Genomic DNA, 18,131 nt, shown 5'->3' with positions numbered 1-18,131 from the left:
GCAATCGCGATTGGGAGTGGCTCGACGCCTGCCGCCGGGCGCCCCGGGAAGCTGCGATGCGAGGCGAGCCGCCAGCGCATGTCGGCGCATCTTCGGCCCTTCAGACCTCAGGCCTCAGGCCATGAATAACCAGTCCGACAGTAGCCGGACATTGATTTGCCCTTTCTCGAACGACTTCCCGATCGACGGACCGATGCATACCTGGTGGCGGGCCCGGTTGAGGCAAGACCGGCACACGGGAGGTCATGCGCGCAGGTAAGCGCAAAACGCCCGCGCCAGCTCTTCATCGAATTCGCCGCTCGCCAGCCGCAGTGGCCCGGGATTGTTGAGCATCGCATTGATGATGCTCCCGACGGCGAACTGGAAGGCGATCCGGATGCGCCGCTCCAGCAGCGCCGGGTCGGCTCCGCCGTGCAACGGCACGAGCAGCGGCAAGGCCTCCTCGATGAATGCGTGCCGACCTTCCTTGAAGCGGGGCCATGCGGTGCCCCGCGCTTCCAGGATCGTCGCCCGCAACACCCCCTGGTGGCGCAGCACGACGCGACGCAATTCGGCCAACAGCGCGTGAACGGCCGTCTCCAGGACCCACTCTCCTTCCTTCAACGTGGCGAGACGCGCCCGCATCGAGAGACGCGAGTCTTCCTCCGCCACTGCCTGCAGGGCGCGGAAGAACGCTTCCTTGCTGTCGAACCGCCCATAGAACGCCCCCGTGGTCACGCACGCCGCGGCACACACTTCCTGGATGGTTACGCTGTCGAGCCCGCGCTCGCACAGCAGCTCGCGCCCCGCCTTCAGAAGGGCGTCTGTCGTCCGCCCGGCGCGGGTGTAGCGCGGAGGAACGAAGCCGGGCTGGCCATCCAGCGCGGCCAGGGCCTTGTGTCTTGTCATGTCTTTCCCGCGCTTATGTCTCGTCGTGGTTTTCCCCTGCCCCCCCGAACTACTGGTTGCGTCCGCTCAGGGGACAAGCCCAAAATATATTCACCATTATAAATTGGAGACAGGCCATGAATGGCGTCCACGCTGCGCAAGCCACGATGTCCGCCCCCGCCGTGGTTCGCCCCGGCGCGCTGCATTCCACCTTTACCGTCGGCCGTATTTCGCCGGCGATCGGTGCCGAGATCGGCAATATCGACCTCGCGGCGCCCCTCGACGACGACACGATCGCCGCCCTGCGCCAGGCGCTGGTGGAGCACAAGGTGCTGGTGTTCCGCGACCAGGACATCACCCCCGCGCAGCACGTGGCGCTGGCGCGCCGCTTCGGGGAACTGGAGATCCATCCCACCTTCCCGCACCACGACGCGCTTCCCGAACTCGTGCTGCTCGGTGGCGACGACAAGCGCCCCGCGATGGAGAACGGCTACCACAGCGACGTGTCGTGGCGCGAAATTCCGTCGATGGCGTCGATGTTGCGCTGTGTGCAGTGCCCCGAGATTGGCGGCGACACCGTATGGGTCAACATGGCGCTGGCCTACGAGCGGCTGCCCGAGCACCGCAAGCAGCAGATCGAGGGACTGCTGGCCGTGCACGACATCGGCCCGGCCTTCGGCGACAAGATGACCCCCGAGCAGCGCTGGCAGTTTCCTCCCGCCACGCATCCGGTGGTGCGCACCCACCCCGAGAGCGGCGAAAAGATCCTCTACGTCAATGGCGGCTTCGTCACCCACTTTGCCAACTTCAGGACGTGCAATCCGGTGCGCGGTGCGTTTGAATCGCATTCCGAGAAGCAGGACCTGCTCGACTATCTGCTCCGGCAGCCAGCCATCCTTGAATACCAGATGCGGCTGCGCTGGCGCCCGAACACCATCGCCTTCTGGGACAACCGCTCCACCCAGCATTACGCGATCCAGGACTATTTCCCAGCCGTGCGACGCATGATGCGGGCGACGATCATCGGCGATCGCCCGGTGTGAGCCGCACGGTCGCGAGATAAACGAGACGAGCGAGACAATCGAACCAAACGAGGCAGGGAGGCAGCAGATGAAATGGAAAGCAATGGTCGGCGTCGCCGCGCTGGTTTGCAGCGTGGCGGCCCGGGCCGACACGTATCCGAGCCGTCCGATCACCTTCGTCGTTCCCTCCGCGGCGGGCGGCGCCATGGATTCCATCGCGCGGGCGCTCGCCGAATTGATGAGCAAGCGCATGGGCCAGCCAATCATCGTCGATAACAGGCCGGGCGCCGGCGGCATGCTCGGCACGCAGTACGTCGCCCGCGCCGCGCCCGATGGCTACACGGTGCTGGTTACGCATTCCGGCCCCTTGCTCACGGCGCCCTTCATGTACTCGAAGGTGCCCTATGACGTAAAACGCGACTTGAGCTTCGTGTCGCAGATCTGCACCGGGCAACTCGTGCTTGCGGTGAACCCGCAGAAGGTGCCGGCGAAGACGGTGAAGGAGTTCGTGGCGTGGGCGCAGCAGCACAAGGGCAGCGTGACCTACGGCTCGTATGGCGTGGGCTCGGCGGCGCATATCATGGGTTCGTATTTCAGCGAGTCGAACAGGCTCGACATGACGCATGCCGCGTACAAGGGCGAGGCGCCGATGGTGCAGGACCTGATCGGCGGGCAATTGGACTGGGGCATCGGCACCGTGGGCGTGATGGGGCCGCATTTCCAGAACGGCCGCCTGCGTCCGCTCGCTGTACTTGGTGACCGCCGCCCGGCGGAGCTGCCGAACGTACCGACCATGGCCGAATCGGGCTTCCCGCAGTCCGAGTACAAGCCTGTCGGCTGGGCCGGGATGCTGGCCCCGGCAAATGTGCCGCCCGCCGTGCTGGACCGGCTCGAGCAGGAAGTGCGTGCAGCCGTGCAGACCACGTCGATGAAAGCGCGCTTCCAGGTCTTCGGCATGTACGCGCTTGGCACCAGTTCCGCCGAATTCCGCCGCGACTTCGACGCCACCTCGCCCGTGACCGAACGGATGATCCGGTTGTCCGGCGCGAAGGCCGACTGACCAATACATCCGAATCCGGCGCGAAGGGCCTCACCGAAAGCGCGCTTGCCGGCATCACGCGCAACCCCTGGCGGACCGGCCGCACGCCAGGCGGCAGCGGCGTCGGCGTCGGCGTCGGCGAATTTCTCGATCATGCTCGATGGCTTGCGGGCACGGATGCAAATGTGGCGGGTGTGAAGAATCTTGCTTCAGATGACGCGCAAGGTCGCGGATGGACAGTACTGGAAGCTGGCGGAGATGCCCGGAATCTACGAAGAACAATATGCATGGCTGGATTCACGGCCATGTCGTTCCCTCATTGCCGGCAATCGTGAGAATGGCGCAGGCATTCGGCGGCCCAATCCCGGACGTGCTGCTGAGCAATGAGATCTTCCCGCGCTACCAGACCCGGTTCAGCAAGACGCTCTTGGGGCTTCATGCTCCGCGCCGCCGAAGCGGAAAGGTGAATTGAACGTCGGTGCAAGGCAAGATCGAGGAACTTGCGGGCGAGCAGTTGCCCCTCCGGGAGGTGGCGCCGGCTGTCGGCCGATCACCTGACACAGTGGGTCACGCCGCTGACAACGGTGCCGGCACCGAAGCTGGCTGCAGTTTAGCTACAGTCGCCCTTCGCGGCGGTGGTGGGAAAAGCGGGAGTCCCTTGTAGGGATTGGCGCGCCCGGCTGGGATCGAACCAGCAACCCCTGCCTTCGGAGGGCAGTACTCTATCCATTGAGCTACGGGCGCGGCGGGTACATCGCTGGCAGCGCGCGAATGGCGCCGCTGGAAAGTCGCATAGCATACAGCGTTTGCCCCGCAGCGTCCATGCCAGCCGCACAGGTGGTGGTGCGGCGACGTCCGGCGACGTCTCTTCCAAGCCGCTTTTGCCTCCATCCTGTAGGTCTTTGGGGCTATAATCGCGAGTTATTTGTGTACAAACGGGGCTGCGCAGCGTCCACATGGAGTCAGGGGACGGTGACGGCTGGCTCCGCCTGCTGGCGCTTTCACGGGCTGGCCGGGAAGGGATAACGGTCCGATGCGCACAACTGGCCGGGAGGGTTGGCCACTGGGCAAGCGGCCTGACAAGGCAGCCGATCGCGAGCTGCTACGGGTTTCCTGCAAAATCGAGAGTTGAGCATGAGCGACGTCCACAACGAGCACGAAGAACACGAGTCACCCATCAAGACCCCCAAGCAGTTGATTGCTGTCGTGATCGCCGCCTTCCTGGTGCCGATCATCGTGATCATCCTGCTGGTCAATTTCGTCGGGCACGGTTCCAAGGAAGGCGCCGGTTCGTCGACCACCGTCGAAGCCGTCAACGACCGCATCAAGCCGATCGCCTCGCTCGAACTGAAAGATCCCAATGCGCCGCGTGTCTACAAGACGGGCGAACAGGTCTACAAGGAAGTGTGCGCCGCATGCCACGCTACCGGTGCCGCAGGCGCGCCGAAGTACAGCAACGCCGCTGACTGGGCACCGCGTATCGGCCAGGGCTTCCAGGGGCTGCTGAACTCGGTGCTGCACGGCAAGGGCGCCATGCAGGCACGCGCCGGCACCACCGCCGACGACTACTCGGACTATGAACTGGGCCGTGCCGTGGTCTACATGGCCGACGCCGGTGGCGGCAAGTTCCCCGAACCGGCCGCTCCCGCGGCCGCCGCGCCGGCCACGGCTGCCGCTTCGGACGCTGCCCCGGCTGCCGCTGCCGCACCGGCTGCTGCTGCCGCACCCGCTGCTGCGGCCCCGGCTGCCGCCGCAGCTGCCGCGCCGGCTTCGGCCGAAGTGGGCAAGAAGGTCTACGAACAGGTCTGCGCCGCCTGCCACGCCGCCGGCGTTGCCGGTGCGCCGAAGTTCGGCGACAAGGCTGCCTGGGCACCGCGCCTGAAGGAAGGCATGGATGCCGTGCACGCTTTCGCGCTCAAGGGCAAGGGCGTGATGCCGCCGAAGGGTGGCTACGCCGGCTCGGACGCCGACGTGATCGCCGCGGTGGACTACATGGCGAACGCTTCGAAATAAGCTGCCATGCGCCGCGTGAGCGGCGCCGTGGTCCGACGAAAAAGCCCGCGGCATGCCGCGGGCTTTTTCATTGGTGCGGCGCCGGTCCGGCGCGGCGGGCTGGCCTCAGACCACGCGCGAGTAGCGCAGCGGCATCGCCACGGGCGTACCCGCATCAGCGTTGCGGGCCGGCGCGGCGGTCTTGCCGGCCCGGCCCGCGTCGTCGCGCAGGTAGCTGTCGAACACCATGGCCAGCCGGCGCACCAGCAGCCGGCCCAGTGGCGTGACCTCGATGCGCCCGGCTGCGATCCGTACCAGCCCGTCTTCGGCCAGCCGCGCCAGCTCGGCCAGTTCGGTGGCGAAGTGCGCCGCGAAGTCGATGCCGTGGCGGGCGGCCACCGCGTCCGTGTCGAGCACGCCGTTGCACATCAGGGCGCCGATGACGTCGCGCCGCAGGCGGTCTTCGCCGCCTGTGGCAAAGCCGCGCATCACCGGCAGCGCGCCCTTGTCGAGCGCCGCGTAGTAGCCGTCGAGCGTGCGGGCGTTCTGCACATAGCGGCCGGCCACCGCGCCGATCGACGACACGCCGAAGCCCAGCTGGTCGTAGCCGGCGTGGGTGGAATAGCCCTGGAAATTGCGCTGCAGCCGGCCTTCGCGCTGGGCCACGGCGAGCGCGTCCTGCGGCAGCGCGAAGTGGTCCATGCCGATATAGACATAGCCCGCCGCCGTAAGCTGCGCGATGGTGCCGGTCAGGATGTCGAGCTTTTCCGCGGGCGCGGGCAGCGCGCGCTCGTCGATGCGGCGCTGTGGCTTGAACACATGCGGCAGGTGCGCGTAGCTGTACACCGAAAGCCGGTCCGGGCACATCGCGAGCACCTGCTCCACGGTAGTGGCAAAGCGCGCCGCGGTCTGGTGCGGCAGCCCGTAGATCAGGTCCATGCTGACCGAGTGGAAACCGAGCCGTCGCGCGGCATCGACCACGGCGCGGGTTTCGGCCTGCGACTGCACGCGATGGATGGCCTGCTGGACCTCGGCATCGAAATCCTGCACGCCGAGGCTGATGCGGTTGAAGCCCAGTTCGCCCAGCAGCGCCATCTGCGCCTCACCCACGCGGCGCGGGTCGATCTCGATGGCATGCTCGCCTTCGGGCAGCAGGTCGAAATGCGTGCGCAAGGCGCCCATCACGCGGCGCATCTCGGCGGCGTCGAGGAAGGTCGGCGTGCCGCCGCCCCAGTGCGACTGCACCACCGCGCGCCGCGCGCCGAGCCGTGCGGCCACCATGCCGATCTCGCGCACGAGGTAGTCCACGTAGCGGCCGCTGCGGCGGTGGTCGCGCGTGATGATCTTGTTGCAGCCGCAGTAGTAGCAGATGTTCTCGCAGAACGGCACATGCACATAGAGCGAGAGCGGTGCCTGCCGGCCGTCGGTTGGTTCTGCCGCGCCGCAGTCGGCCAGCGCCCGCAGGTAGTCCGCTTCGCCGAAGCGGTCGTGGAAGCGGTCCGCGGTGGGGTAGGAGGTGTAGCGCGGCCCGTTGATGTCCATGCGCCCGGCCAGCGCGCGGAAACCGGCCAGGGCGTCTTGCCCGCCCGGCCGCTTGCCGGCGCAGGCCGCGCCGCAGTTGCCGGAGCAGGTGCGCGGCGGGCTGTCCGCCGCGGAGGCGGTGCGCTCGGAGGACAGCGCGAAGGATGGCGTGGCGGGGGCAGTCGCAGGCATGGGGCGGCCTTCGTATGGGATTTCGATGACCCATCGTAGAGGGGGCCGGCCCCGCCGGCGTTGACCGGCATCAAGCCGCCGCGATCGAGCGTGCAGCGCACTTGCGTCCGCGTCGCCCCGGCGTCACGCGCGGCGCGCGCGGCGCGCAGCATGCTCAGCAGCGCTCAGGCACGCGGCAGCGTGATGCGCACGCGCAGCCCGCCCTCGGGCCGGTTGGCCAGGCTCAGCTCGCCGCCGTGGCGCGCGACGATGTCCGCGGCGATCGACAGGCCCATGCCCACTCCGCCGGTGGCGCGGCTGCGCGAGGACTCCAGCCGGTAGAACGGCTCCAGCACGCGCGCCATTTCCTCGGGCGGAATGCCGGGCCCGTTGTCGCACACATCGATCACCACGCGCTCCGGGCTGTCGGCCAGCTCGATGCGGGCGCTGCCGCCGTAGCGGTGCGCGTTCTCCACCAGGTTGACCACGGCGCGGCGCAGTTCGGCCGGATAGGCCAGCAGCGGCGCGGCGTCGCCGCTCAGGCTGACGTCCTGGCCGATCTCGCTGGCATCGTCCACCACCGCCTGCAGCAGGGCATGCACGTCCACGCGCTGGCGCGGCGCGGCATTGCCGTCGCGTTCGCGCAGGTAATAGAGCGTGGCGTCGATCAGCCCGTTCATTTCCGCCAGGTCCTGGCGCAGGCGATAGCGCACCTGGTTATCGTCCACGCCTTCGATGCGCAGGCTCATGCGCGTAAGCGGCGTGCGCAGGTCGTGCGACACCGCCGCCAGGAACCGCGATTGTTGCGCGAGCTGGGTGCGGATGCGCCGCTGCATGTGATTGAAGGCCTTGGCCGCGGCGCGCGCCTCGGCCGGGCCGCTCTCCTCGTCCAGCGGCGGCGCGTGCACGTCCTGCGCCAGCCGGCCGGCGCTGCTGGCCAGGCGTTGCACGGGGCGCGCCAGCAAGCGCGCGCCGGCCCAGGATGCGGCGATGATGGCGGCAAGCTGGAACAGCAGCCCGAGGCGGGGCGGGCCAAAGCCGCGCGGCCCGCGCGGGTGGCGGTGCCGGGGCGGCGCGCTGTTGGCTTCGGGACCGGCGCCGAAATTCCCGCCCGGGCCGCCGGCGCGCGGTCCCGCGCCGGGTTGCCCCTCGTCGCCCGGCGGCGGAGGCGGCGGTTCGTCGCCCGGCACCAGCGTGAAGCCGCTCGCGCCGGGGCGCGGGAATACGCTTTCGATCACGGTGACGCCCAGCAGGTGAACGGCCAGCATGATGGCCGCCATCACCAGGAACAGGCGCACGAACATCGAGTCATGGCGGGCCAGCCAGCCCGCGCGCTCAGCCTTCGACGGTGCCGGTGAAGACATAGCCCTCGCCTCGAACGGTGCGGATCAGCGCCGGGTCGCGCGGATCGTCGCGCAGTTTCTGGCGCAGGCGCGAGACCAGCAGGTCGATGCTGCGGTCGAATACGTCCAGGTCGCGGCCGCGCGCCTGGTTGATCAGCAGCTCGCGGTCCAGCACCCGGTTGGGATGCTCGATAAATGCCAGCAGCAGGCGGAATTCCGCGTTGGAAAGCGGCACCACCGTTTCCTCGCCGTCCACCAGCTGGCGCAGCGTGGTGTTCAGCCGCCAGTTGCCGAAGCGCACTTCGTGGCCGCCCACCGCCGCCGGGCGCTTCGGGCCGGCGCCGCCGCCGCCGCGCGTGCGTCGCAGCACGGTGTGGATGCGCGCCACCAGTTCGCGCATCTCGAAGGGCTTGGTGACGTAGTCGTCCGCGCCCACCTCGAGGCCGACCACGCGGTCCGCCAGTTCGGTGCGCGCGGTCAGCATGATGACCGGCAGGTCGCCGCGCTCGCGGATCTCGCGGCACAGCGCCAGCCCGTTCTCGCCGGGCAGGGAAAGGTCGAGCACCACGAGGTCGTAGTCGCGCGCGGCCAGCGCGGCGCGCATGGCGGTGCCGCCCTCGGCGCCATCGGCTTCGATGCCGAAGGTGGCGAGATATTCGGCCAGCATGGCGCGGATCTGCGGGTCGTCGTCGACGACCAGCAGGTGCAGGGGCGAGGCGGGAGAAAGGTCCATCGGGATATCGGTATGGCAGGTGGCAGCCGTTGGCTGCGTGGTTTGCGGCGCGCCGGACGGCGGCCGACGCGGGATGCGCGCCGAGGCAGGCGGCGCATTGCCTGCGCCAGGCGAACACTCTACCAGCACGGCGGGGCGTCCTGATGGACACGGTGTGGCGGCTTTGTATCAGTTCCGATACGAAACGCCGGGCCCGGCGGCCAGCGTGTACGCCAATGCTTCGCCATGCTGACCAAGCGCTCAAGCAGATGCCGGCGCGTCTTTTTAAGATGACATGTCGGCAACCCGCCGCTTGTTTGGGCCTGCGCACGCTATGCTGGATGACAGCGGCATGAGGCCGGGGCCAGCGCGCCGGGTTGCTCCTTTCCCATGACGACTCTGGAAACTGCCATGAATCAGACACAAGGATCGCTGCCCCGCCCGCTGCCCCGCCCGCGCGCCTTTGTCGCGCTGGCCCTGCTTTGCGGCGCCTGCGCCACGGCGCTGCCTGCCTACGCACTGCCGGCCGGCGCACCCGAGCGGCCGGTGCCGCCTTCGCTGCGCGAAGACTTGGCGCTGACGCCGGCCCAGACTACCCTTTGGCATGCCGCGCGCGCCGCGCAACGCGAGGCCCGGGCGCACGCGCTGGAGCTGCGCGCCCGCTTTATCCGCGAAGGCGGCGAGATCGGCCCGATGGACCCCATGGACCTGATGGACCCGACCGACCCGACGGACCCGATGGACGAGCCAGGCACGGAGACGCCGCTGCGCGAGCGGGCGGCGCGCGAAGACCGCTTGCGCGATGCGCTGGAGCACGACCGGCGCATCGCGCGCGACCGGAGGATTGCGTTCGAAGACAGCCTGGACGCGGCCCAGCGCAGTCGCCTGCGTGCCCTGGCCGGCACGCCACGCTGGGCAGGGCCGCCGCCGGGAGCGCCAATGGGGGCCTTCCCAGGCCACGCGCATGGCCCGGCGCCCATGCCCTGCGCCATTGCCGGGCCCGGTCCGGCAGGCGTACCCGGTGCTGCGGCACCCTATCGACAGGAAGCCAAAGATGCACGATGAAGCACTCATGCCTGACGATGGCCGGCGCCGCTTTCTGGGCGGCGTACTAGGCACCGGCCTGCTTGGGCTGGCCGGCGAGACCGGCGCGGCCCCGGCCGCCCCGCCACTGCTTTGCCTGCTGACGCCCGAACTGATGGAAGGCCCCTTCTATATAGACCAGGCCCTGGTGCGCAGCGATATCCGCGACCACCGGCCCGGGATTCCGATGCGGCTGCGCCTGCTCGTGGTGGACAGCACGCGCAACTGCGCGCGGGTACCGGGCGCGGTGGCCAGCATCTGGCATTGCGATGCCGGCGGCGAGTACAGCGGATACGACCAGGCCAGCCTCCAGCCGCCCGGTGGGCCGCATGATGGCAATGGTCCTCCGCACGGTGGCGCCGCGGCGCCGGCGGAGCCGGGCGGCATGCATGTCGTGCCCGACAACAAGCTGCGTTTCCTGCGCGGCGTGCAGACCACCAGGGCCGACGGCAGCGCCCAGTTCCTCACCATCTACCCAGGCTGGTACGCGCCGCGCGCGGTGCATATCCACCTGAAGATCCATCTTGGCGAACAGCACGTCCTGACCACCCAGATGTTCTTCGACGACCGGGTCAGCCGGCTGGTGCACATGGGCCATCCGGCCTACCGCGCGCGCGGCGCCTCGCCGGTGTCGACGCGGCAGGACCCGATCGCCGGCGCGCATCCCGGCATCGTGCAGGTCCACCGGTCGGGCGATGCGACCCTGTTGCTGGAAGGCGAATTCGTGGTGGGGATCGCGCGGGCCTGATGCCGGCGGGGCAGAAAAGAACGCCCCCTGGCGCGCGAGCGCGGGGGCGTCGAAACAGGGAAGAAGTCGGGCATGCCGCCCGGCCACGCTCACTCCGAAGGGACGAAGCGGCGCGGCACCCGGACCAGTAAGGCAGTCCGGGCAATCGTGATGTTAGAAGGCCGGCCCGCTGCGATCTTGTCCCGCTTGTAGGCCAATGTATCGACTTTGTACAAAGCCGGCGCGCGTGCCGTGCGTGCGGCTCAGGACGCGGCGGTCTTGCCCGGCGTGCCGAGCAGTGCCTTGAGGCCGGCCAGGCGGTCCTTGGGGCTCATGGCGGGCGTGGCGTCCGCCGGCGCGGGCGCTTCCTCGAGCTTCATCTCGCCGATAAAGCGCGAAGGTTCGCAGGAGTAGGTGTCGCGCGCGCGCTTGCGCTTCTTGCACCAGCTGATGTGCAGGCTGCGCTGGGCGCGCGTGATGCCGACGTACATCAGGCGGCGCTCTTCCTCGATCTTCTCGTCGCCGAGGTCTTCGTCCTCGCGGCAATGCGGCAGGATGCCCTCTTCCACGCCGACCAGGAACACGTGCGGGTACTCCAGCCCCTTGGAGGCGTGCAGCGTGGACAGGCGCACCGCGTCGGGATCTTCCTCGCGGCCTTCGAGCATGCTCATCAGCGCCACGGTCTGGGTCAGCTCCAGCAGGTTCTTGCCTTCGTCGCCGAAGCCGTCGGCGGTGTCGAAGCCGGTGGCCTCGCCGCCCTCGGCGGCCTCGGGCTTGGTGCCCTTGCGCTTGAGCCAGTCGAGGAATTCGAGCGTGTTGGTCCAGCGCGACTGGGCCTGGCGCTCGTCGAACGTGTCGTACAGGTAGGCCTCGTAGTGGATGCCTTCCATCATGTCGTCGAGCACTTCGGTGGCGGGATCGCTGGCGGCGCGGCCGGCCAGGCGCACCATGGCTTCGCAGAACACGCGCAGCGGCTCGAGCTGGCGCGGCTGCAGCTTGCCTTCGATGCCGCCCATCATGGCCGCTTCGAACAGCGAGACCTTGGCCTGCCCGGCGAAGGTGCCCAGCACTTCCAGCGTGGCGTTGCCGACGCCGCGGCGCGGCGTGGTGATGGCGCGGATGAAGGCGGGATCATCGTCCGGATTGGCGATCAGGCGCAGGTAGGCGCAGATGTCCTTGATCTCGGCCTTGTCGAAGAAGCTCTGGCCGCCCGACAGCACATAGGGAATGCGCTCGCGCCGCAGGATCTGCTCGAACAGGCGCGCCTGGTGGTTGCCGCGGTAGAGGATGGCGTAGTCACGGAACTGCGCGCGCCGCTCGAACTTGTGCGCCGAGAGCCGGAACACCACCGACTCGGCTTCGTGCTCCTCGTCGTTCATCGGGTTGATGGCGATGGGGTCGCCCATGCCGTGCTCGCTCCACAGCTTCTTGTCGAACAGCTTCGGATTGTTGGAGATGACGGCGTTGGCGGCCTCCAGGATGCGCACGGTGGAGCGGTAGTTCTGCTCCAGCTTGACCACCTTGAGATCGGGGAAGTCGGTCTGCAGCAGGCGCAGGTTGTCCAGCGTGGCGCCGCGCCAGCCGTAGATGGCCTGGTCGTCGTCGCCCACCGCGGTGAAGGCCGGCGCGCGCAGGTGCGAGCCGCCGGCCAGCAGCTTGAGCAGCTGGTACTGGCAGGCGTTGGTGTCCTGGTATTCATCGACCAGGAAGTAGCGCAGGCGGTTCTGCCACTTCATGCGCACCGCTTCGTCGCGCGCGAACAGCTCGGCCGGCAGGCGGATCAGGTCGTCGAAATCCACCGCCTGGTAGGCGTTGAGCGTGGCCACGTAGTTGCGGTAGACCAGCGCGGCCTGGTGGTCGTCGGCGCTCTCGGCGGTGGCGATGGCGGTCTCTGGATCGACCATGCCGTTCTTCCACAGCGAGATGGTGCTCTGCACGCTGCGGATCAGCTTCTTGTCGGTGGTGGCGAGCTGCTCCTGCACCAGGCCGAAGCAGTCGTCCGAGTCCATGATGGAAAAGCGCGGCTTCAGCCCCACGTGCTCGGCCTCGGCGCGCAGGATCTGCACGCCGAGCGAGTGGAAGGTGCTGACCGTCATCTGCTTGAGCGGAATGCGGCGGCCCTCGCGCGTGGTCTTGCCTTCCATCAGCTTGGCGATACGCTCCTGCATCTCCTTGGCGGCCTTGTTGGTGAAGGTCACCGCGGCGATATGCTTGGGCTCGAACCCCTTGTCCTCGATCAGGTGCGCGATCTTCTGCGTGATCACCCGCGTCTTGCCCGAACCGGCGCCGGCCAGCACCAGGCAGGGGCCGTCGAGATAGCGGACGGCTTCGGATTGGGCGGGATTGAGTCCGTGGGTCATGCGTTTGGCGTGGTGGCGGAAGCGGATGGCGAAATGGCTGGCGAAGACGACGCGGCCAGGGCTGCCTGTGAAGACTGCGGCACCGGGGTGATGTCCCCGCAAGCGACAGCAGCCGCAGATGTTAACACGCCGGGTTGCCGGCCCCGGGGTGCCGGTGCCGTGCCGCGCGCCACGCGTTGACAAGCCACCGGGGCTGCCTGTAGAGTCGCGCCATCCGGCCGGGAGAGCGCGCAGATCTTGCGCCGCCGAAGGGGTATCACCCGAAAACTCTCAGGCACCATGGACTGGTCGGATCGGCTTGCAATATGCACACGATGCACGCCGTACTCTGGAGAGCGGCACCCGCCACGCGCGCAAGCGACGGCGAGCGTGCCCACCGAAGGGGCGCGCAGGGCACAGGTCCACCGGACCGCCTTGTAATCTCTCAGGTATCGAGGACAGAGGGGTCATCCGCCGCGGCGGATCTGGCAGCGCCATGGCGCGCCGGGTCTGGCGGCGGATGACCCTTTTTTCGTTTTCGAACCGAGATTTCCGCCTTCCCCCGAGGACTACATGACGCTCCAGGCCACGCCCCTCAATGCCATCCACCGCGCACTCGGCGCCCGCATGGTCGACTTCGGCGGCTGGGACATGCCGGTCAACTACGGCTCCCAGATCGAAGAACACAATGCCGTGCGCACCGACGCCGGCATGTTCGACGTCTCCCACATGTGCGTGGTCGACCTGGCCGGCGCCAATGTGCGCGCCTTCCTGCGCGGCCTGCTGGCCAACAATGTGGACAAGCTGCAGACGCCGGGCAAGGCACTTTATTCCTGCATGCTCGACGAGAGCGGCGGCGTCATCGACGACCTGATCGTCTACTTCTTCGCCGAGGACCGCTTCCGCCTGGTAGTCAATGCCAGCACCGCGACCGGCGATATCGAATGGATCACCGCGCGCAACGCCGCCACCGGCAGCGGCGTCACCATCACCCCGCGCCGCGGCGACAACGCCCCCGCGGGCGCCGCGCCGCTGGCCATCGTCGCCGTGCAGGGCCCGAACGCCCGCGCCAAGGTGTGGAGCGCCTTCCCCTCCACCCAGCCCAGCGAAGCCCTCAAGCCCTTCAACGCCATCGTGGTGCAGGATCCCGCCCTGGGCGAAGTCATGGTGGCGCGCACCGGCTACACCGGCGAGGATGGTTTCGAACTGGTGGTGCCGGCCGCGAACGTGGCCGGCCTGTGGGAGAAGCTGGTCGCTGCCGGCGTGCGCCCGGCCGGCCTCGGCGCGCGCGACACGCTGCGCCTGGAAGCCGGCATGAACCTGTACGGCCAGGACATGGATATCCACACCTCGCCGCTCAACGCCGGCCTGGCCTGGACCGTGGACCTGCAGAGCGAGCGCGACTTCACCGGCAAGGCGGCGCTCGTCGCCGGCGGCCAGACCCAGCAGTTTGTCGGCCTGATCCTGCGTGAAAAAGGCGGCGTGCTGCGGGCGCACCAGAAGGTGATCACCACTGCCGGCGACGGCGAGATCACCAGCGGCACCTTCAGCCCTTCGCTGTCCCTGTCCATCGCATTTGCCCGCCTGCCGCGCGACGTTGCCCTCGGCGCCGAGGTGCAGGTCGAGATCCGCGACCGCAAACTCGCCGCGACTGTGGTTAAACTGCCGTTTGTGCGCAATGGCAAGGCACTCGTGAGCTGAACGCTCGCACCGGTCACAGCGCGCCCGCCGGCGACGGATTGCCTCCGCCCGGCGGGCGCTGAAAAAACAAATTGAATCTGGAGAATCCCATGAATTTCCCCGCCGACCTGAAATACACCGAGTCCCATGAATGGGTGCGCGTCGAAGCCGACGGCACGCTGACCATCGGCATCACCGACCACGCGCAGGACGCGCTGGGCGACATCGTGTTCCTGGAGCTGCCGGAAGTGGGCAAGTCGGTCGGCGCAGGCGACGCGCTGGCGGTGGTGGAATCGGTCAAGGCCGCTTCCGACATCTACGCGCCGGTGGCCGGCGAAGTGATCGCCGTCAACGAAGCCGCCGTCGCCGCGCCGGAAAGCGTCAATGCCGACGCCTTCGATGCGTGGCTGTTCAAGCTCAAGCCGGCCAACAGCGACGACGTCAACGGCCTGATGTCGGTGGACGCCTACAAGGCCAACGTCGGCGCCTGACGCGACACCCTGCCGCTCCCGCGAGGCTTGCCTGCCACGGGAGCGGCGACTGAAGACTGATGCACGGCGGCGCGGCTGACCACCCGCCGCCCTGCGCCCAACGAGGTTCTTGCCATGAACGCCCCCCTGCCCATGAACGCAGCCAAAGGTGCCCGGCCCACGCTGGCCGAACTGGAGGCGCGCGACGCCTTTGCTTCCCGTCATATCGGCCCCGATGCCGCCGAGCAGCAACACATGCTCAAGGTACTCGGCTACGACAGCCGTGCCGCGCTGATCGACGCCGTCATTCCCGCCGCCATCCGCCGCCGCGACGGCATGCCGCTGGGCGAGTTCACCGAGCCGCTCACCGAGGAAGGCGCCCTGGCCAGGCTGCGCGGCCTGGCCAGCAAGAACCTGGTGCTCAAGAGCTTTATCGGCCAGGGCTACTACAACACGCTGACGCCCGGCGTCATCCTGCGCAATATCTTCGAGAACCCGGCCTGGTACACCGCCTACACGCCGTACCAGCCTGAAATCTCGCAAGGCCGCCTGGAAGCCATGCTGAACTTCCAGCAGATGGTCACCGACCTGACCGGCCTGGATATCGCCAACGCCTCGATGCTCGACGAAGGCACCGCCGCGGCCGAGGCCATGACGCTGCTGCAGCGGGTCAACAAGCACGCTTCCAACACCTTCTACGTGGCCGACGACGTGCTGCCGCAGACGCTGGAAGTGGTACGCACGCGCGCGCTGCCGCTGGGCATCGAAGTCAAGGTCGGCCCCGCGGCCGACGCTGCCGGCGCCCATGCCTTTGGCGTGCTGCTGCAGTACCCGGGCGTCAACGGTGACGTGGCCGACTACCGCGCCATCGCCGACGCCGTGCACGCCGCCGGCGGCCTGGTGGTGGCCGCCGCCGACCTGCTGGCGCTGACCCTGATCGCCGCGCCCGGCGAATGGGGCGCCGACGTGGCGGTGGGCAACTCGCAGCGTTTCGGCGTGCCGCTGGGCTTTGGCGGCCCGCACGCCGGCTACATGGCGGTCAAGGACGCGTTCAAGCGCTCCATGCCCGGCCGCCTGGTCGGCGTGACCATCGACGCGCAGGGCAACAAGGCTTATCGCCTGGCCCTGCAGACGCGCGAGCAGCATATCCGGCGCGAGAAGGCCACTTCCAATATCTGCACGGCGCAGGTGCTGCTGGCGGTGATGGCCTCGATGTACGCCGTGTACCACGGCCCGCAGGGCCTCAAGCGCATCGCCCAGCGCGTGCACCGCCTCGCCGCCACGCTGGCCGCAGGCCTGGAGGTGCTCGGCTACACCCGCACCAACGCGACCTTCTTCGACACGCTCACGCTGGTGACCGGCTTCAACACCGAGGCCATCCACGCGGCCGCCACCGCGCGCGGCATCAACCTGCGCCACGCCGGCGCCAACCGCATCGGCATCTCGCTGGACGAGACCACCTCGCGCGAAGACGTGATCGCGCTGTGGGAAATCTTCGCGCACGGCAAGCCGGTGCCCGGGTTCGACGCACTGGAAGCCGCCGCGCAGGACGCCTTCCCCGCGGCGCTTGCGCGCCAGAGCGCCTACCTGACCCACCCGGTCTTCAATACGCACCACGCCGAGCACGAGATGCTGCGCTACCTGCGCATGCTGGCCGACAAGGACCTGGCGCTGGACCGCACCATGATCCCGCTCGGTTCGTGCACGATGAAGCTCAACGCCACCAGCGAGATGATCCCGGTGACGTGGCCCGAGTTCAGCAAGATCCATCCGTTCGCGCCGCTGGACCAGACCGTGGGCTACCGCGAGATGATCGACCAGCTCGAAGCCATGCTGTGCGCGGCCACCGGCTACGCCGCGGTGAGCCTGCAGCCCAACGCCGGCTCGCAGGGCGAGTACGCGGGCCTGCTGATCATCCACGCGTATCACGCCAGCCGCGGCGAAAGCCATCGCGACATCTGCCTGATCCCCTCCTCCGCGCACGGCACCAACCCGGCCTCGGCGCAGATGGCCGGCATGAAGGTGGTGGTGGTGGCCTGCGACGAAGACGGCAACGTCGACCTCGCCGACCTGGCGAAGAAGGCCGAGCAGCACAGCCGCAACCTCGCCGCCATCATGATCACCTACCCGTCCACGCACGGCGTGTTCGAGCAGGGCGTGCAGCAGATCTGCGACATCGTGCACAAGCACGGCGGCCAGGTCTACGTGGACGGCGCCAACATGAACGCCATGGTCGGCACCGCCGCGCCCGGCCAGTTCGGCGGCGACGTCTCGCACCTGAACCTGCACAAGACCTTCTGCATCCCGCACGGCGGCGGCGGACCCGGCGTGGGCCCGGTGGCGGTCGGCGCGCACCTGGCGGACTTCCTGCCCAACCAGGACAGCGTGGGCTACCGCCGCGACGACAACGGCATCGGCGGCGTGTCCGCCGCGCCGTTCGGCTCGGCCAGCATCCTGCCGATCTCGTGGATGTACGTCGCCATGATGGGCTCGGCCGGCCTCACCGCCGCCACCGAGAACGCCATCCTCGCCGCCAACTACGTGGCGCGCCGCCTGTCGCCGCATTTCCCGGTGCTGTACACGGGCCAGCACGGCCTGGTCGCGCACGAGTGCATCCTGGACCTGCGCCCGCTGCAGAAGACCACCGGCATCTCCAACGAGGACGTGGCCAAGCGCCTGATGGACTACGGCTTCCACGCGCCGACCATGAGCTTCCCGGTGCCGGGCACGCTGATGATCGAGCCGACCGAGAGCGAGGCCCTGCACGAACTGGACCGCTTCATCGACGCCATGATCGCCATCCGCGCCGAGATCGCCCGCGTGGAGGACGGCAGCTTCGACCGCGAGGACAACCCGCTGAAGAACGCGCCGCACACTGCCGCCGTGATCACCGCCGACGCCTGGGAGCACAAGTACACGCGCCAGGAAGCCGCCTACCCGGTGGCCGCGCTGCGCACGCAGAAGTACTGGCCGCCGGTGGGCCGCGCCGACAACGTCTACGGCGACCGCAACCTGTTCTGCGCCTGCGTGCCGATGAGCGAGTACGCCGAAGAGTAAGCTGGCGGGAGCCGGGGCCTGTCCGCCGTTGCGGCAGCCCCCGGCGCTTGCGCCAACGCGCTATGCTCGGTGTGGTTGCCCGGCCACCCGGCCGCGCCCGGCAAACGG

At 68.6% G+C, this 18,131-nt stretch carries 14 protein-coding genes, 1 tRNA gene and 2 riboswitches; of the genes, 9 read left to right on the top strand and 6 right to left on the bottom strand.

Annotation, left to right across the window (positions count from 1 at the left end):
• Positions 1–243: 243 nt before the first annotated feature.
• On the bottom strand, positions 244–888 hold the full coding sequence (locus AB4Z48_RS05755) for a TetR/AcrR family transcriptional regulator (protein ID WP_441612916.1): 645 nt from the start codon (positions 886–888) through the stop codon (positions 244–246).
• Between the two features lie 146 nt (positions 889–1,034).
• On the opposite strand from AB4Z48_RS05755, the gene AB4Z48_RS05750 reads away from it, so the two are divergent.
• From AB4Z48_RS05750 to AB4Z48_RS05740, 3 genes are all read left to right on the top strand, one after another.
• A complete protein-coding gene (locus AB4Z48_RS05750) occupies positions 1,035–1,910 on the top strand; it encodes a TauD/TfdA dioxygenase family protein (RefSeq protein ID WP_441613053.1) in 876 nt (291 codons plus the stop codon).
• Between the two features lie 67 nt (positions 1,911–1,977).
• Positions 1,978–2,949, top strand: a complete 972-nt coding sequence (locus AB4Z48_RS05745; RefSeq protein ID WP_441612915.1) for a Bug family tripartite tricarboxylate transporter substrate binding protein — start codon at positions 1,978–1,980, stop codon at positions 2,947–2,949.
• Positions 2,950–3,211: 262 nt separating this feature from the next.
• Complete coding sequence (locus AB4Z48_RS05740) at positions 3,212–3,400, top strand: hypothetical protein (RefSeq protein ID WP_441612914.1); 189 nt, start codon at positions 3,212–3,214, stop codon at positions 3,398–3,400.
• A 196-nt stretch (positions 3,401–3,596) separates the two neighbouring features.
• Here the strand turns inward: AB4Z48_RS05740 and AB4Z48_RS05735 are convergent.
• Positions 3,597–3,672, bottom strand: a tRNA-Arg gene (locus AB4Z48_RS05735).
• A gap of 390 nt (positions 3,673–4,062) precedes the next feature.
• Here AB4Z48_RS05735 and AB4Z48_RS05730 point away from each other — a divergent pair.
• Entirely contained in the window at positions 4,063–4,941 is an 879-nt protein-coding gene (locus AB4Z48_RS05730; protein ID WP_441612913.1) for a c-type cytochrome, read from the top strand.
• Positions 4,942–5,046: 105 nt separating this feature from the next.
• Here the strand turns inward: AB4Z48_RS05730 and hemN are convergent, their stop codons facing one another.
• The 3 genes from hemN to AB4Z48_RS05715 form a co-directional block, all read right to left on the bottom strand.
• Entirely contained in the window at positions 5,047–6,462 is a 1,416-nt protein-coding gene (gene hemN, locus AB4Z48_RS05725) for an oxygen-independent coproporphyrinogen III oxidase (protein WP_441613052.1), read from the bottom strand.
• Positions 6,463–6,797: 335 nt separating this feature from the next.
• Positions 6,798–7,976 carry an ATP-binding protein gene (locus tag AB4Z48_RS05720; protein WP_441612912.1) on the bottom strand — a complete coding sequence of 393 codons (1,179 nt, stop codon included), beginning with the start codon at positions 7,974–7,976 and terminating at the stop codon, positions 6,798–6,800.
• Positions 7,948–8,688, bottom strand: coding sequence for a response regulator (locus AB4Z48_RS05715; protein WP_441612911.1), 741 nt, complete (start codon positions 8,686–8,688; stop codon positions 7,948–7,950). Before AB4Z48_RS05715 ends, AB4Z48_RS05720 begins: the two co-directional genes overlap by 29 nt.
• A 390-nt stretch (positions 8,689–9,078) precedes the next feature.
• Between AB4Z48_RS05715 and AB4Z48_RS05710 the strand changes: the two genes are divergently transcribed.
• Positions 9,079–9,732 carry a hypothetical protein gene (locus AB4Z48_RS05710; protein ID WP_441612910.1) on the top strand — a complete coding sequence of 218 codons (654 nt, stop codon included), beginning with the start codon at positions 9,079–9,081 and terminating at the stop codon, positions 9,730–9,732.
• On the top strand, positions 9,722–10,498 hold the full coding sequence (locus tag AB4Z48_RS05705; RefSeq protein WP_441612909.1) for a protocatechuate 3,4-dioxygenase: 777 nt from the start codon (positions 9,722–9,724) through the stop codon (positions 10,496–10,498). Before AB4Z48_RS05710 ends, AB4Z48_RS05705 begins: the two co-directional genes overlap by 11 nt.
• 242 nt (positions 10,499–10,740) lie before the next feature.
• On the opposite strand, the gene AB4Z48_RS05700 is transcribed toward AB4Z48_RS05705, so the two are convergent.
• On the bottom strand, positions 10,741–12,837 hold the full coding sequence (locus AB4Z48_RS05700; protein WP_441612908.1) for a UvrD-helicase domain-containing protein: 2,097 nt from the start codon (positions 12,835–12,837) through the stop codon (positions 10,741–10,743).
• A gap of 209 nt (positions 12,838–13,046) precedes the next feature.
• Positions 13,047–13,134, top strand: a riboswitch (glycine riboswitch).
• Between the two features lie 21 nt (positions 13,135–13,155).
• Positions 13,156–13,288, top strand: a riboswitch (glycine riboswitch).
• Positions 13,289–13,389: 101 nt separating this feature from the next.
• Between AB4Z48_RS05700 and gcvT the strand changes: the two genes are divergently transcribed.
• The 3 genes from gcvT (at position 13,390) to gcvP (ending at position 18,023) form a co-directional block, all read left to right on the top strand.
• On the top strand, positions 13,390–14,517 hold the full coding sequence (gene gcvT / locus AB4Z48_RS05695; RefSeq protein WP_441612907.1) for a glycine cleavage system aminomethyltransferase GcvT: 1,128 nt from the start codon (positions 13,390–13,392) through the stop codon (positions 14,515–14,517).
• A gap of 89 nt (positions 14,518–14,606) precedes the next feature.
• Entirely contained in the window at positions 14,607–14,987 is a 381-nt protein-coding gene (gcvH, locus tag AB4Z48_RS05690; protein WP_441612906.1) for a glycine cleavage system protein GcvH, read from the top strand.
• 114 nt (positions 14,988–15,101) lie between these two features.
• On the top strand, positions 15,102–18,023 hold the full coding sequence (gene gcvP, locus AB4Z48_RS05685) for an aminomethyl-transferring glycine dehydrogenase (RefSeq protein ID WP_441612905.1): 2,922 nt from the start codon (positions 15,102–15,104) through the stop codon (positions 18,021–18,023).
• Positions 18,024–18,131 lie beyond the last annotated feature (108 nt).

This window comes from Cupriavidus sp. 2TAF22, assembly GCF_052115045.1.
Classification (GTDB): Bacteria; Pseudomonadota; Gammaproteobacteria; order Burkholderiales; family Burkholderiaceae; genus Cupriavidus.
This window is presented reverse-complemented; position numbering and strand designations above follow the sequence as displayed.